The sequence below is a fragment of the Bartonella sp. AS69XJJH genome (genome assembly GCF_042195585.1).
In the GTDB taxonomy this organism is placed as follows: Bacteria; Pseudomonadota; Alphaproteobacteria; order Rhizobiales; family Rhizobiaceae; genus Bartonella.
The window spans coordinates 1-16,356 of sequence record NZ_JBHIOO010000002.1; the positions used below are offsets into that span (position 1 = coordinate 1).

General features: G+C 37.4%; 13 protein-coding genes and 3 tRNA genes. 2 read left to right on the forward strand and 14 right to left on the reverse strand.

Annotated elements, in window-relative coordinates:
• The 3 genes from ACFIK6_RS01290 to ACFIK6_RS01300 all read right to left on the reverse strand — a co-directional run.
• Window positions 1-146, reverse strand: a 146-nt coding sequence (locus ACFIK6_RS01290; RefSeq protein WP_375677306.1) for a GTP-binding protein, incomplete at its 3' end; no start/stop codon positions are given.
• Window positions 147-327: 181 nt separating this feature from the next.
• Window positions 328-401, reverse strand: a tRNA-Gly gene (locus tag ACFIK6_RS01295).
• 33 nt (window positions 402-434) lie between these two features.
• Window positions 435-518 (reverse strand) — tRNA-Tyr (locus ACFIK6_RS01300).
• 205 nt (window positions 519-723) lie between these two features.
• On the opposite strand from ACFIK6_RS01300, the gene ACFIK6_RS01305 reads away from it, so the two are divergent.
• Window positions 724-1,554 carry a TrmH family RNA methyltransferase gene (locus ACFIK6_RS01305; protein WP_375641445.1) on the forward strand — a complete coding sequence of 277 codons (831 nt, stop codon included), beginning with the start codon at window positions 724-726 and terminating at the stop codon, window positions 1,552-1,554.
• Between the two features lie 3 nt (window positions 1,555-1,557).
• On the opposite strand, the gene ACFIK6_RS01310 is transcribed toward ACFIK6_RS01305, so the two are convergent.
• The 6 genes from ACFIK6_RS01310 to ACFIK6_RS01335 all read right to left on the reverse strand — a co-directional run bounded on the left by ACFIK6_RS01310 (window position 1,558) and on the right by ACFIK6_RS01335 (window position 7,535).
• Window positions 1,558-2,283 (reverse strand): rhomboid family intramembrane serine protease, encoded by a 726-nt coding sequence (locus ACFIK6_RS01310; RefSeq protein ID WP_375677282.1) that lies wholly within the window; start codon window positions 2,281-2,283, stop codon window positions 1,558-1,560.
• An 883-nt stretch (window positions 2,284-3,166) separates the two neighbouring features.
• Window positions 3,167-3,592 (reverse strand): DUF2155 domain-containing protein, encoded by a 426-nt coding sequence (locus ACFIK6_RS01315; RefSeq protein ID WP_375641553.1) that lies wholly within the window; start codon window positions 3,590-3,592, stop codon window positions 3,167-3,169.
• 89 nt (window positions 3,593-3,681) lie between these two features.
• Window positions 3,682-4,080: an NADH:ubiquinone oxidoreductase subunit NDUFA12 gene (locus ACFIK6_RS01320; RefSeq protein ID WP_375641447.1), complete on the reverse strand. Its 399-nt coding sequence runs from the start codon at window positions 4,078-4,080 to the stop codon at window positions 3,682-3,684.
• Window positions 4,081-4,260: 180 nt separating this feature from the next.
• Window positions 4,261-5,760, reverse strand: coding sequence for an Asp-tRNA(Asn)/Glu-tRNA(Gln) amidotransferase subunit GatB (gatB, locus tag ACFIK6_RS01325; RefSeq protein ID WP_375677283.1), 1,500 nt, complete (start codon window positions 5,758-5,760; stop codon window positions 4,261-4,263).
• A 129-nt stretch (window positions 5,761-5,889) separates the two neighbouring features.
• Window positions 5,890-7,317, reverse strand: a complete 1,428-nt coding sequence (tig, locus tag ACFIK6_RS01330) for a trigger factor (protein WP_375641449.1) — start codon at window positions 7,315-7,317, stop codon at window positions 5,890-5,892.
• A gap of 135 nt (window positions 7,318-7,452) precedes the next feature.
• Window positions 7,453-7,535 (reverse strand) — tRNA-Leu (locus ACFIK6_RS01335).
• Between the two features lie 134 nt (window positions 7,536-7,669).
• Between ACFIK6_RS01335 and trmFO the strand changes: the two genes are divergently transcribed.
• Window positions 7,670-9,082, forward strand: coding sequence for a methylenetetrahydrofolate--tRNA-(uracil(54)-C(5))-methyltransferase (FADH(2)-oxidizing) TrmFO (trmFO, locus tag ACFIK6_RS01340; protein WP_375641450.1), 1,413 nt, complete (start codon window positions 7,670-7,672; stop codon window positions 9,080-9,082).
• A gap of 1,097 nt (window positions 9,083-10,179) precedes the next feature.
• Here the strand turns inward: trmFO and ACFIK6_RS01345 are convergent.
• From ACFIK6_RS01345 to ACFIK6_RS01365, 5 genes are all read right to left on the reverse strand, one after another.
• Window positions 10,180-10,458: an HU family DNA-binding protein gene (locus ACFIK6_RS01345; RefSeq protein ID WP_012231443.1), complete on the reverse strand. Its 279-nt coding sequence runs from the start codon at window positions 10,456-10,458 to the stop codon at window positions 10,180-10,182.
• A 230-nt stretch (window positions 10,459-10,688) separates the two neighbouring features.
• Complete coding sequence (lon, locus tag ACFIK6_RS01350; RefSeq protein WP_375641451.1) at window positions 10,689-13,115, reverse strand: endopeptidase La; 2,427 nt, start codon at window positions 13,113-13,115, stop codon at window positions 10,689-10,691.
• Between the two features lie 183 nt (window positions 13,116-13,298).
• Window positions 13,299-14,573, reverse strand: a complete 1,275-nt coding sequence (gene clpX / locus ACFIK6_RS01355) for an ATP-dependent Clp protease ATP-binding subunit ClpX (protein WP_375641452.1) — start codon at window positions 14,571-14,573, stop codon at window positions 13,299-13,301.
• 184 nt (window positions 14,574-14,757) lie between these two features.
• Entirely contained in the window at window positions 14,758-15,390 is a 633-nt protein-coding gene (clpP, locus tag ACFIK6_RS01360; protein ID WP_005773677.1) for an ATP-dependent Clp endopeptidase proteolytic subunit ClpP, read from the reverse strand.
• A gap of 146 nt (window positions 15,391-15,536) precedes the next feature.
• Entirely contained in the window at window positions 15,537-16,346 is an 810-nt protein-coding gene (locus ACFIK6_RS01365) for a hypothetical protein (protein ID WP_375641453.1), read from the reverse strand.
• Window positions 16,347-16,356: the final 10 nt, after the last annotated feature.

The following is a 16,356-nucleotide window of genomic DNA, read 5'->3' on the forward strand; positions in this document are numbered from 1 at the left end:
GGGGCAGCGTCAATTTGGTCATAGGCTTTAAATTCACCAAAATATTTCGTAATCGCTGCTGTCAACGAGGTCTTCCCATGATCAACGTGACCAATCGTACCAATATTAACATGCGGTTTCGTTCGTTCAAACTTGCTCTTCGCCATTGCTATTAATCTCTTGTTTTATTCCCTATTTTCGTTAGCACTTAGGGACAGTTCTGCAAAACTTAAGTCTGACTAGACTGTAAACAGCCCAATCACCACAACTCTTAGACGGAAAACCCCACCCAATCTATAAATGGAATATCCTCCATCATACCTATTTGCCCAATCATTAACAACCATTTGGAGCGGGTAGCGGGAATCGAACCCGCATATTCAGCTTGGAAGGCTGCTGCTCTACCATTGAGCTATACCCGCATGACACCCACGTACTAACTCTCCTTCGATGAATGGTGGAGGGGGTTGGATTCGAACCAACGTAGCATACGCAACGGATTTACAGTCCGCCCCCTTTAACCACTCGGGCACCCCTCCATTACACCGATAAAGTCGCGCAATGAGACATCACGACAACCATCTTGAATACCCATTCAATTCAATCTGATTGCGAAGTCGTTATGACGATTACTATTGTATCTGTCAACAGAATAAATACAATTCTGTACAAATTTCCTGCTCATAATTTTAAATCATAGATTTTTTCTCTCTATTTTTCTTATTAACACGTTATAAAGAAGCTATGAAAGAAAAAACATCACAAAATTCTCATTATGCTCGTTTGCGTCGCCGATATCGCGATACAAAAGGCTCTCCTTCCCGATCTTTTACACACCCAAAGAAGAAAGCTGTTTCTTTACAGCAAGGGATCATTCATCTTTACGGCATTCATTCTGTTCAGGCAGCTTTAGAAAACCCAAAAAGAATTTTAAAATGTCTTTACGTTACACAAAATGCCTTAAAACGATTAAATATATCCGAATCAGATTATCCTTGCTCTGTTACATTATGCACCCCCAAATATCTTGATTCGCTTGTTGGAAGTGATGCTGTTCATCAAGGTATTGTTTTGGAAACTCTCCCCCTCAAACCATGCAAACTATCGGAACTAACTAATACTGATCTGGTCATTGTCATGGATCAAATTACCGATCCACATAATGTTGGCGCTATTATGCGCTCTGCAGTTGCATTGAAAGCTAAAGCACTTATTACAACTTGCCGTCACTCTCCCCACGAAAGCGGTGTTCTTGCGAAAGCGGCATCTGGAGCTCTGGAAATGATTCATTATATTACCGTACGAAACCTCGCTGAAGCTCTGCAAGAACTTCATCAAACAGGTTTTACAAGTTTTGGTCTCGATTCAGAAGGTGACCAACCTTTAGAAACAGCATTAACAGGGAATAAAATTGCTCTTGTTTTAGGAGCAGAAGGTAAGGGTTTACGTAAAAAAACACGCGAAACCGTTTGCGCTTTAACACGCCTTGATATGCCTGGAAATATTAAATCATTAAATGTTTCAAATGCAGCAACAATAGCGCTTTATGTGGCACATAAATATCTTAGATTCTAGTTTTTATTTTTTTTGTGAAACATCAAAAAAACCAATCAACAAAAAACCCGCAAGAAACCCGCCAATATGAGCTTCCCATGCTATTGAGGTGCCATTTTCTTCAAACAAAATAGAAGAAATACCTATGATAAAATCAGCCGTCAGCCATACACTCATATAAACAAGTACCCCTTTAGAACACAGAGCTTTTTTGACGGACAATAAAGGTCCAAAAAAATTTTCGTTCTGCGCATTAACAGCTAGATAACCACTAGAAAAACCGTAACGTGCAATAGCTCCCATCATTCCAGATACGGCACCTGACGCCCCAATAAGTGATATGGTACTTTCTTGATGAAATGTAAAATAAGTCAAAACAGAAATAACTGCCGTTAACACCCAAAAAATTAAAAAACGTAAAGCACCAAAATGTCTTGCTAAAGGAGAGCCAAAAACCACAAGCCAAACCATATTAAGAGCAACATGTTTAAAACTACTATGCATAAATGAATAACTCACCATGGTATAACAGAGTGCTACAGGATCCCTCTTAAACAATGCTGGTATAAATGAAAAAAACTCAAGACTTTCAACATAAAGCTGATGAGAAAAAAAATATTGAGAAATGCAATAAAGACAAAAACAAAATGCTATCAAAATAACTATAATAAATGGAACATTCAACAAGGGTTCTTTAGGTTGTTTCGGCAATCGTGAAACATCATTATGTTGGTGACTAGAAACTTTCATTGTATAAAATCTCATATTCTTTAGAGAGTGGGATATTCTTTATACAAAATAAATATACCACTCCCAGTGATGCAGAATCTTTTTAACGCCTCTTCGGAGCCCCTTTTTAAATTTTCAATAGCTCTACATGAAAACACGTGTATTTTATACAAAAGATTTTAAAAAGCATGGATATCAAGCATATGATTTACAAACTGATGGGTATCCGCTTATTTAAATGTGAAGTTATCATGCACTACACAAGAACTTGCGAATAGATAAACTCATTTATGAGGTGGTGTATAATAAAAATATACAAACATTGTTTTCTTACTAGAAATATATTGATCATTGCATTTTTTAACTAAGCTATACTTCGATTGATAAACTTGAAATAATCTTAAATCTCAATTTTTCTATTAATATAGCTTGTATTGCTTCTACTCTTTGAATGAAAAACGACATCTCTATAAGAAAAGAACTACCAACAGCATTCTCTAGATATACTCATTGGTGTTTCATGATGAACTACTCTCTTGATAGTCTGTTTTCCCTATAAATGCAAAAGCGTCTGCCTATCTCTTTAACAAATATAAACAAACCTTTCATTTCAATCTCTAACAGATAAATTCAAGAACTGTCTCCTATGAAACACTGGAAAAAATTATTGATTTTAATGATGCATCTTTGAATTTAAACAGCTCATGAAGGAAATTTTTATTCCTTATCTTAGACAGTCTTATCTACACATCCGCCACTTGTAATGCGCAAGAGAATAGTTTGGATTAATTCAATATAAAAAAAATTTAAAGGAGGAAATCATAGGGATTTGAACCTCTTATTAAGTTGTAAAATGATAAAGGACCATTATAAATCAATATATAATAAATAGATAATACATTCATCATTGAAGAGGAAGATCTTGAGAATCCTGCTTGCAATCTTTTAACCATACATCATAAATAGGATGCTCAACAGCGTTCAAACCAGGACTATCTGCAAACATCCATCCTGTAAAAATACGCCGTATTTTTTTATCTAATGTCACTTCATTGACTTCAACAAAACCAGTTGTACGCGTTGGTTCATCTTTAGAGCTCGTATAACACGCACGTGGTGTTACCTGTAATGCACCGTACTGATAAATTTTACCAAGAGGAACTTCAAAACGTGTGGTCCGCCCCGTGATTTTGTCAAGACCTGCAAAAACAGCAACTCCATTGCTAATACGCTCAGCCCGCACCCCACTATTTAAGGATAAAAACACTAAAATTCCCATAAAAAAAATATAAAAAAAATGCCTCACCCCTAACAATAAAAAAAATCTCATCATATCAAAATCAATCGTACCTAAAAAAATAATTCTTTCCATAACATAGAGTCAAACAAGACAAAAATATACGAGCGCATTAAAACATTTTATTTTTTAGGTGACCACGCATCATAATCTTCATGCACACAAGAACGCTCTCCACTGGCGGTGATAGCTCCCTTTGGTCGATAGCTCTCACTTGTTCCTGTCATATTTGCAACATGGGGCTTTTCCCATTCATAAGAACGATAATCCTCCTGTGTTGGTGGACACTCACAACGATGATGAATCCAGCCGTGCCAACCTGGTGGAATAGTAGAGGCCTCAGAATAGTCTTTATAGATAACCCAACGGTGCGGATAACCATCCTTATGAAGTCCTCCTTCATAATATATATTTCCAAATTGATCTTCCCCTATCCGCTTACCTTTGCGCCATGTGAAAAAACGCGTACCAATGGTATTGCCATTCCACCATGTGAAGATTTGCTTAAAAAAACGAGCCATCTGCTATTCCATTCATTTAGTGCGCTCATGAAATTCATTGTTGGAATAAAAATGCTAACGATTGAAATTATCGAAAAAGTTACTAGTAAATTCAACTACAATTCCAATTGATAGGATAACGTGCTATCCCTTAATTTCAAGAAGATATCATATGTATGGCTTCTTCTCCACCCCATAAAATTAATCTATGCCAAGTTTCATCTTAACCAATTCATTAACAGCTTGGGGATTTGCCTTACCACCTGTTGCTTTCATTACCTGTCCAACAAACCAACCAGCTAAAGCAGGTTTATGCTTTGCTTGCGCAGCTTTATCAGAATTATTGGCAACGATCTCATCAACAGCTCTTTCAATAGCCTTTGTATCCGTTACCTGCTTCATATTTCGCTCTTCTACAATTTGGCGCGCATCCCCTCCCTCATTCCAAATAATCTCAAAAAGATCTTTGGCAATTTTTCCAGAAATAACTCCTTCTTTTATGAGATCAATAATGCTTCCCAATTGACTTGGCGATACTGGTGACTCTTCAATCTCACGATTATCCTTATTTAAAGCCCCTAAAAGGTCGTTAATCACCCAATTGGCAACTATTTTTCCATCACGCCCACGCGCTACTTCTTCAAAATAATCAGCAATAGCCTTTTCTGTCACAAGAATGGAAGCATCATACACTGTCAATCCCATTTCCTTAACAAAACGTGCTTTTATAGCGTCAGGTAATTCTGGTAAGTCTGCTGCCAAAGCATCTACAAATGCTTGATCAAACTCTAATGGTAAAAGATCAGGATCAGGAAAATAACGATAGTCATGCGCTTCTTCCTTTGAGCGCATAGAGCGCGTTTCACCTTTAGCGGCATCAAAAAGCCGAGTCTCTTGATCTATGACGCCTCCATCTTCTAAAATTGCAATCTGACGACGCGCTTCATACTCAATTGCTTGACCAATAAAGCGAATAGAATTAACATTTTTAATTTCACAGCGCGTTCCAAAATTTTCACCAGGACGACGAACAGATACATTGACATCTGCACGCATAGAACCTTCATCCATATTGCCATCGCAAGTACCCAAATAACGAACAATCGTACGCAATTTTGTCATATAGGCTTTGGCTTCATCTGATGAGCGCATATCAGGTTTGGAAACAATTTCCATAAGCGCAATACCAGAACGATTAAGATCTACAAAAGACATCGTTGGATGTTGATCGTGCATCGATTTTCCAGCATCCTGTTCAAGATGCAATCTTTCAATTCCCACTTCAATATCCTCAAATTGGCCATTCGAATCTGGACCAACAGATATGATAATCTTTCCCTCTCCCACAATGGGATAGCGAAATTGAGAAATCTGATACCCCTGCGGTAAATCTGGATAAAAATAATTTTTGCGATCAAAAATAGATTTTAAATTAATATGCGCCTTTAATCCTAACCCCGTTCGAACCGCTTGACGAACACACTCTTGATTAAGAACAGGCAACATACCCGGCATGGCTGCATCAATAAGTGATACATGATTGTTCGGCTCTGCACCAAATTTGGTTGATGCTCCTGAAAAAAGTTTCGAATTTGATATGATTTGCGCATGAACCTCCATGCCAATGATGACTTCCCAATCACCTGTAACGCCAGAAATAAAACGCTTAGAATCAGGAGTACGCGTATCAATGATGCTCATTGCCAATCCACTACCAATATTTTAAAATATACTCATGGCTTATCTAAAACCATTCTCTTAAGTGCAATCCTAGGATATAAATCTTACAAAAAGCCCGATTCTATCGGGCTTTTTCTGTTTGCATAAATATTAAGCTTTTTTAGGAGCCTTTTTCTTAGCTGATGTTTTCTCTGTAGACGTTTCTTTCACTGCAGATTTTTTCTTTGCCGGCTTTTCTTCAGGGACATCTGATTCGTCATATTCTTTCATCAACTCTTCAACCGTCACTTCTTTATCTGTGACTTTTATCTGTGCTAATAAATGATCAATGACCTTTTCTTCAAAAATCGGAGCACGTAGATTTTCAACAGCTTCCGGAGTCCTACGGAAAAAATCCATAATCTCTTTCTCTTGTCCAGGATACTGGCGAACCTGATCAAAAACGGCTGCTTTTAGCTCATCCTCACTAACTTTAACACCAACCTTTATTCCAATTTCAGAAAGCACCAAACCAAGACGAACACGACGTTGCGCAAGAACACGATATTCCTCCCGTGCCTTTTCTTCTGTAATACCTTCATCTTCAAAACTGCGCCCAGCCTTTTTCAAATCATCATTAACCTGAGCCCATATATTATTAAACTCAATCTCTAAAAGTTCTTCAGGAATCTCAAAATTATAATCAGCATCTAAAGCATCAAGAATTTGACGCTTAACTTTTTGACGTGTCACTGAACCATATTGGCTTTCAATCTGCCCACGAACGACCTCACGTAAGCGATCTAGAGACTCTAAACCAACTTTTTGCGCTGCTTCATCATCAATTTTTAATTCATCTGGTTTAAAGACAGCTTTGACAGTAATGTCAAACTCTGCTTCCCGTCCCGCCAAATGTGCCGCACTGTAATTATCTGGAAATTTAACAAAAATCGTTTTTGCATCCCCAGCTTTCACACCAACCAATTGTTCTTCAAAACCAGGAATAAATTGTTTTGACCCAAGAATCAGTTGTGCATCACTATCTGCCCCACCTTCAAATGGAACGCCTTCAAGCTTACCTTGATAATCTATGGTAATACGATCACCTTCTTCAGAATCCCCCTCTTTTAGGGAATAATTACGCGTAGAAGAAAGGACGCGTTTGACTTGATCATCAATATCCTGTTCAGGAACAGTTGCAATTTCACGGATAACCGTAATATGTTCAAAATCTTTAATTTCAATTTTTGGTAAAACTTCATACTTTAAACTAAAAGTAAAATCGGCGTTACCATCTAGAATTTTTTCATCTTCATCTATATCAATTTTTGGCTGCATCGCTGCACGTTCATTGCGGTCTGCTAAAATAGAACGTGGTGCATCACTAATTATCTCATTGAGAATCTCCGCCATAAAGGATTTACCATACATTTTTCGCAAATGCCCACTAGGCACTTTACCGGGACGAAAGCCATTAAGCTTGATTTTTCCCTTGGTATCATCCAATCGTTCATTCAACTTTTCTTCTAAATCTTTCGCTGGGACCACGATCTTAATTTCGCGCTTCAGTCCTTCATTAAGCGTCTCGGTAACCTGCATTAAACACCTTCATTTTTCTAAGGAGAGGGATAAACCCACTCTAATAATCATTACATTCTAACACTTCGAGTGTTACATTTACCATGAAGCGGAATTTCAGACACGTAGAAATCCGTAGCACTTAAGGGATTGCTTTGGTGCGGATGGAGGGACTCGAACCCCCACGGTCTCCCGCCAGAACCTAAATCTGGTGCGTCTACCAATTTCGCCACATCCGCTCAAACTTACAAGCTAATAACCTTATACAAGCGGCGTTTCTATACCATTAATTACAGAAAAAAAGCAAACAAATATATTAAAAAAAACAAAATCTATGCTTTTCATACATAACTGCTTACGCTAAAAGCCAATTATGTTAAAGACATTTGATATCCCAATTCATATCATCGGTGGCGGTCTTGCGGGGTGTGAAGCAAGCTGGCAAATCGCTCAGTCAGGAATTCCTGTTGTTTTGCATGAAATGCGACCCGAAAAAAAATCAGATGCCCATAAAACCGATAAATTGGCAGAACTGGTTTGTTCAAATTCATTCCGTTCTGATGATTCATTAACAAATGCCGTAGGGCTTTTACATGCTGAAATGCGATTAGCAAAATCGTTAATTATGAAAGCTGCTGATGCCAATAAAGTTCCCGCAGGTAGTGCCCTTGCTGTTGACCGTGATGGATTTTCAAAAACTGTCACGACAGCACTCGAAAACCACCCTCTTATAACAATCCAACGTGAAGAAGTTCAAGAAATTCCTAAAGCCTGGAAACATGTTGTCATTGCAACTGGTCCCCTTACATCGCCTGCACTTGCTCAAGAATTACAAGCAATAACCGGTATAAAAGCTCTTTCTTTTTTTGATGCGATTGCACCTATTATCCATACTGATAGTATTGATATCAACATTTGTTGGTATCAGTCTCGCTATGATAAAATTGGTCCTGAGGGAACAGGTAAAGATTATCTTAATTGCCCCCTCAACAAAGAACAATATGAAACATTCGTTGCAGCATTAAAAAATGCTGAAAAAACAGAGTTTCGTGACTTTGAAAAAACACCCTATTTTGATGGATGCCTCCCCATTGAAATTATGGCTGAGCGCGGACTTGAAACGTTAAGACATGGTCCTATGAAACCTATGGGCTTAACCAATGCCCATAACCCTACAGTTAAACCCTATGCTGTCGTTCAATTACGCCAAGATAATAAACTTGGAACGCTTTACAATATGGTTGGCTTTCAAACAAAACTGAAATATGGAGAACAAATTCGCATTTTTAGAATGATTCCCGGTCTTGAAAAAGCAGAGTTTGCGCGCCTTGGGGGGCTTCACCGTAATACCTACCTCAACTCGCCAATCATTCTTGATCAAACCCTTCGTTTAAAACAAAAAAAACAACTACGCTTTGCAGGACAAATTACCGGATGTGAAGGTTATGTAGAATCAGCGGCAATAGGGCTTCTTGCTGGACGTTTTGCTGCTGCCGAATATCATCATATTTCTCCTTGCCTGCCCCCACAAACTACAGCATTCGGAGCCCTTTTGAATCATATTACGGGGGGACACATCATAGATGAAAAAGCAGAAACACTGTCTTTTCAACCAATGAATATCAATTTCGGACTCTTTCCCCCTATTGCTTCTATTAAACATTCAGGAAAACGCTTACCAAGTAAAGAAAAAAAATTAGTAAAAAAACAAGCCATAACAGCGAGAGCTCTTAATGATTGTACTCAGTGGTTAGCAGATAAAGAATCAAAGAATTCCTGTTTATAAAAAGCACACGATTCGCCTCTCACCTACTGAATAGATCTTTATGACTCTCGTGAAAAAATCATTCCAAAGCCTTTTAAAGACTGCCTTCCCCTAGCAATAAATATTATCCTACGTTTCATCATTTGTTCAATTATGTAGGTGCTGTGAAATAACTTTTGGCTATAAAAAACCTTTACCGCTATAAACAATGTAATATGATTTAATGACTAAAAATAAAATAAATCATATAAATAATCAAAAAAATTAAATAGATGAAAAATACATAAGCAATACTGTATTATTTCTATTAATAGTTTTTATATTACGTAATACATATTATTTTATAAGAATAATTTTTCTGTTTTTTAACTTCCTCCCTTAAAATTTATGATATTCTCTCATTTTAACTCTTGTGTGATGAAAAAAAGCGCTCGCTTGCATATCAGAAAGTGAAATAAAGATATGGAAAAAATATTTGTAGAATAGAGCTGGATCTATCTCTCCCCTCTCAAATGCTAAGAAAAATCACAATACTGAAAGCGAAATCTGAATATCATAAGATTCTTTCATTTTAGTCCCTCTTATAATAAACCAATAAAAATTATCCTCTTGGTACGTCACAAGCAAGGTTGGTGTATAAGTAAAAGAATAAAACTACCCCTTATGCACTCGTCTCAGACATCGAGGGCTAGTCGCAACATTATAGGCAATGAGAAAAACAGTGCGGTGGCACCAACATATGCTTTTATTAAGCGTAAATGGCAATATATAATAACTTTTATACACTTCATAGAGTTTTTCGCATCATACTATTTACGGGTCTTATTTTGAAATAAACACCGTAACACTTCAGTGTAATAAAAGTTAACATTATATTTAATAAGCCATACCAGTACTTCATTAATACAGTGCGATATTCTATTGAAAAGAGTAAAAAGAATATATTTTAAGCTGACAGTACTTTATACAACACTTAAAATCATTTTCAAAAATATCAGCAATGCATGAAAATAAAAAATATAGCAAAGATGTCAAAGTTTTATATGAAAAACACACATAATACATGTGTTAAAAAAACCCGCTTATAAATAAACCGGGTTTTTTTAATGTAACTTAAATTATTTTTTATTAACTGCTTCTTTAAGGCTTTTTCCTGCAGAAAATTTGGGCACAGAACGTGCTGGAATATCGATTTCAGCACCAGTTGAAGGATTACGCCCCTTTGTTGCAGCACGATGAGAAACTTCAAAAGAGCCAAAACCTGGAAGACGAACATCTCCCCCTGAAGCCAAAGCTTCTGTTACAGAAGCCATAAAAGCATCAACAACAGCACCAGCTTGCGCTTTTGAAACACCTGCCTTTTCAGCAACGGAGCTAACCAATTCACTTTTATTCATAAAATATTTCCTTTCCCTATATTACCTGAACATGACTTAATCATGTTATTGGTCAGTTTATTGAAAAGTACAGCAAACAGAAGTCTTATTTTTATCCAAAACATTGTTTTTTTAGTAATAATCACAGTTATTCACGGAATTTTTCACTTTTTCCAACAAAAAAACAGAATAATAACCTCACCAACGCCTTCTGCCACCTAAAAAATGCCGTTATAAATGAGATACGTGAATCAGTGCGCAATCTGTATTCCTTCACTATCACTGCTCTCTGACCGGATTGGGACAGCCACTGTAGAGGGTTCTTTCCATTCAATAGTGTCTGGAAAACGAACCAAAGCGTGCTTCAAAACTTCACTCACATGATTTACCGGAATAATTTCCATATTATTTTTGACATCGTCAGGAATATCAACCAAATCTTTTGCGTTTTCTTCAGGAATAAGTACCTTTTTTATCCCTCCTCGAAGAGCTGCTAGGAGTTTTTCTTTTAATCCACCAATTGGTAAAACGCGTCCACGTAAAGTAATTTCACCAGTCATTGCAATATCTTTATGCACAGCCACTCCTGTAAGGACTGAAACAATTGCTGTCACCATTGCAATCCCAGCAGATGGTCCATCTTTTGGCGTCGCCCCCTCTGGAACATGAACATGGATATCGCGTTTTTCAAAAAGTGGAGGTTCAATACCAAAATCAACAGCACGAGAACGCACATAAGATGCTGCCGCTGAAATGGACTCTTTCATAATATCACGTAAATTTCCAGTTACAGTCATCTTACCTTTGCCGGGCATCATAACTCCTTCAATGGTCAATAACTCTCCACCAACTTCTGTCCACGCAAGTCCTGTCACAACACCAATTTGATTTTCTCCTTCAATCTGATTGTAATGATAACGTTTAACACCCAAGAAATCATGAATATTATTTTCTGTAACTTTTACAGATTTTTGATGCGTTTTGAGAATTTTTGTAACAGATTTGCGGGAAATTTTCATGAGTTCACGCTCAAGGTTACGAACGCCTGCCTCACGTGTGTAAAACTGAATAATTGACCGTAGTGCTCCATCAGAAATACTGAGTTCTTTTTTAGACAAACAATGATCTTTTAGTGCCTTTGGTAAAAGATGCTGTTTAACAATTTCCATTTTCTCACATTCAGTATAACCAGCAATACGAATAATTTCCATACGATCCATTAACGGACCTGGAATATTAAGCGTATTGGCAGTTGTGATAAACATGACATCAGAAAGATCATATTCAACTTCCAAATAGTGATCAATGAATGTACTGTTTTGTTCAGGATCAAGAACTTCTAATAAAGCGGATGAAGGATCTCCACGAAAATCTTGTCCCATTTTATCAATTTCATCAAGCAAAAAAAGCGGATTAGATTTTTTTGCTTTTTTCATAGACTGGATAATTTTTCCAGGCATCGAACCAATATATGTTCGACGATGTCCGCGAATTTCTGCTTCATCCCGCACGCCTCCCAATGAGATACGAACATACTCGCGCCCCGTCGCCTTTGCAATAGAGCGCGCTAATGATGTTTTCCCTACACCAGGAGGACCTAACAAACAAATAATAGGACCTTTTATCTTTGACGCGCGACTTTGTACAGCCAAATATTCAATAATTCGCTCCTTAACTTTTTCAAGACCGAAATGTTCATTATTCATGACCTTTTCAGCAAAATCTAAATTGTTCTTAATTTTAGATTTTTTACCCCAAGGCATTGCTAATAACCAATCAAGATAGTTACGGACAACTGTCGCTTCTGCAGACATAGGAGACATATTCCGTAATTTTCTCAATTCTGCCCCAGCTTTTTCCTGTGCTTCCTTGGATAGTTTTGTATTCTTGATACGTTCTTCTAATTCAGAGAGTTCATCTCGGCTATCATCACCTGCTCCTAACTCTTTTTGAATAGCCTTCATCTGCTCATTGAGATAATATTCACGTTGGTTTTTTTCCATTTGCCGTTTAACATGCGAGCGAATGCGTTTTTCAACCTGCAAAACGGAAATTTCTCCTTCCATGAAGGACAGAACACGTTCAAGACGGGCCCGTACAGGTAAGAGCTCTAATATTTCCTGTTTTTCTGCAAGTTTAATCATCAAATGAGAAGCAATCGTATCGGCAAGCTTAGAAGGATTATCAATCTGGCCAATCGCATTGACAACCTCAGGAGAGATTTTTTTATTAAGCTTTACATAGTTTTCAAAATAAGCAATCACTGACCTTGAAAGAGCTTCAATCTCAACATCACTCTCTCTAAGTTCTTCTGTAACAGTCGCATATGCCTGATGATAACCTTCACTTAAAGCAAATTGACTAATTTTTGCACGTGCCGTCCCTTCAACCAAAACCTTTACAGTACCATCAGGAAGCTTTAAAAGTTGAAGAATATTAGCAAATGTACCAATATGATAAATATCCTCTGATTTTGGATCGTCATCAGAAGCATTTTTTTGTGTCACCAATAGTATTTGCTTGTCAACCGCCATCGTCTCTTCAAGAGCACGAATTGATTTTTCGCGGCCCACAAAAAGTGGAACAATCATATGGGGGAAGACAACAATATCCCGAAGAGGTAAAACAGCATAAACCCCATCTCTTACTTCATCTGTCTTTTCATCAATATATTGCATAACTCTCCTTTCTGGAGCCTATGAGCTATCTACAATGAGCAGCCCACCTTTAGAAAACCTCAGCTCTTCACAGTACATGAAGTGGTAATTACTCATACATAAATCAAGCATTATAATGATATTATTAGAAACACCCATCAAATACTGTTCATTACCACCTTTTATATTGTGCATCGCACAATGTCATGCTGATACATTTTCTTTATCTTCTGCACGTTCTGAGTAAATATAAAGAGGACGCGCTTTCCCATCAGCGACATCACTCGAAATAACCACTTTTTGAACGCCTTCAAGAGCCGGTAGCTCAAACATCGTCTCAAGAAGAATCTTCTCCATAATGGAACGTAAACCACGAGCACCAGTTTTACGTTCAATTGCTTTCTTTGCAATAACACGTAAAGCATCTTCATGGAATGCTAATTCAACATTCTCCATTTCAAAAAGACGCTGATATTGCTTTACTAACGCATTTTTAGGTTGTGATAAAATTTGCATGAGGGCGTTAACATCTAAATCTTCTAAGGTAGCAACTATAGGAAGGCGCCCAATAAATTCTGGTATTAAACCAAATTTTATAAGATCTTCAGGCTCTAAATCACGAAAAATTTCACCAACACAACGCTCATCAGGAGCCTTAACGGTCGCAGAAAAACCAATAGAAGTTTTTTCACCACGCCCTGAAATAATCCGTTCTAAACCTGCAAAAGCTCCCCCACAAATAAATAAGATGTTTGTGGTATCAACCTGAAGAAACTCTTGTTGCGGATGCTTACGTCCACCTTGAGGAGGAACAGAAGCAATCGTTCCTTCCATAATTTTTAATAACGCTTGCTGAACTCCTTCTCCCGAAACATCTCTTGTAATAGAAGGATTATCTGCTTTACGAGAAATCTTATCAACCTCATCAATATAAACAATGCCACGTTGTGCACGTTCAACATTATAATCTGCTGCTTGAAGAAGTTTCAAAATAATATTTTCAACATCTTCACCCACATAACCTGCTTCAGTCAAAGTGGTCGCATCCGCCATCGTAAAAGGCACATCAATAATACGTGCTAATGTTTGTGCAAGATAAGTTTTACCACAGCCCGTTGGACCAACAAGAAGAATATTTGATTTAGCTAACTCAATATCATTGCTTTTAGACTGATGCGCCAACCGTTTATAATGATTATGAACGGCAACAGAAAGAACACGCTTTGCATGCTGCTGACCAATAACATAATCATCAAGAACTGTTATAATTTCCTGTGGCGTAGGAACACCATCACGCACCTTAACCCCAGAAGACTTATTCTCTTCTCGAATAATATCCATGCAAAGCTCTACACATTCATCACAGATAAATACAGTAGGCCCCGCAATGAGCTTACGCACCTCATGCTGACTCTTGCCGCAGAACGAGCAATAGAGAGTATTTTTTGATTCGTTCCCGCTATTGCTAATTTTGCTCATTTTTCTTTCCTTTCACCACGATATATGAATACTTTGCCTTTTCAAAGGAAGCTTTTCATCATGAAAACTAAAAGACATATAGAAAACCATGCATGTCTCAATATTTTTAGGTGTTTCTCTTATTTTGCGATATTTTTTTATAAAACTCTGTGATTTAAAGTAGCTGTTTTTTCTATAAAAATTCTTAATCTTTTTCTTCTTTTTCAGTTTCTGCACGATATTGTATAACATCATCAACTAAGCCAAACGCTTTGGCTTCTTCTGCTGTCATAAAATGATCGCGATCGAGAGTTCTCTCTATAACCTCATAATCTTGACCTGTATGTTGAACATAAATTTCATTTAAACGCCGTTTCATCTTTATAATATCTTGCGCATGCCGCTCAATATCTGAAGCCTGACCTTGAAAACCACCAGATGGTTGATGCACCATAATACGTGCGTTTGGCAATGTAAAACGATGACCTTTTGCTCCAGCTGTTAACAATAAAGACCCCATAGATGCTGCCTGCCCCATGCAAAGCGTAGAAACAGGAGGGCGAATAAACTGCATAGTATCATAAATAGCCATACCAGATGTTACGACACCACCTGGAGAATTAATATAAAGACTAATTTCTTTTTTAGGATTTTCCGCTTCCAAGAAAAGCAATTGTGCACAAACAAGCATTGCCATACCATCTTCAACAGGACCATTAATAAAAATAATCCGCTCCTTTAAAAGACGGGAAAAAATATCATAGGCCCGTTCACCACGATTGGTTTGTTCAATAACCATAGGAACAAGGCTTAATGCTGTTTTCATTGGATCACTCATATTTTCACTTTCCGTTCATATAACAACCGCTCTTTACACATTCAATGTTTTTATCCATATGTTAACATTACTCTCTTGTGCAAGCTACAATCAAGAGCTGTTTAAGGTAGATTAAAATCTCAATAGTTAAAATAGCAATAATAACTCTACCTAAACAAATGATGAACATCAGGAATGCGAGATACCGCCCAATGGTAAAAACTTCCTTCCTGAGGTCTTTCTGTAGTCTTTGTCTTTCTGTGAATATGAAAGCCTATCAAGCGTGAATCTGTAAGCGGCTTTACGCCAAAAGCTGGTTCAAAAATACGTTCAGTTTTTCTCCCAGTCCAATAATAAAAAGTTTCCTTTTCCTTTGCTTCATGAAAAAAACTATATCGTTTTGCTAATCGTGAAATACCATCATTGCCAAATATCGTAACACCAAGACTTCCCGGTAAAATCGGCATTTTTTTTCTCTTTAACCAGAATGGTCTCCAAACACGACGCTTAAATCCAAGCCAACTCGGCACCATTTCTGTGCCTGCCCAATAATCTTCAAATGTTTTTATAATAGGGTTATTGGGCGGAAAATAAAGTGCAGAAACACCTACTCTTGTATTATTTTCTCTTGCCAACCAAACCTTATCCGCATCGGGATGAAATTGTTTAACAAGGTAAACATCTGTATCTAACCAAACACCTTGTTGATATTTCATCAGCATAACACGAAAAAAATCCGAGAATTGAACAATTGTACACCCTAGTTTATCACCAGAAAAATCGGGATCAAGGCGATAAATTGCTGAGCGTGGTAAAATTGATTCGGCTTTATGCAACTCAACACCAGCAGGGAGATTATCTATTTTTTTATCATAACTAAAAAGCTTAACGCGCTGTCCAGTTTTAACCATTGAGGACAAGCAAAGCCTATCCACCAATCTTAATTGTCCACTATACCAAAAAGTACAAATATCCATAGATAATATA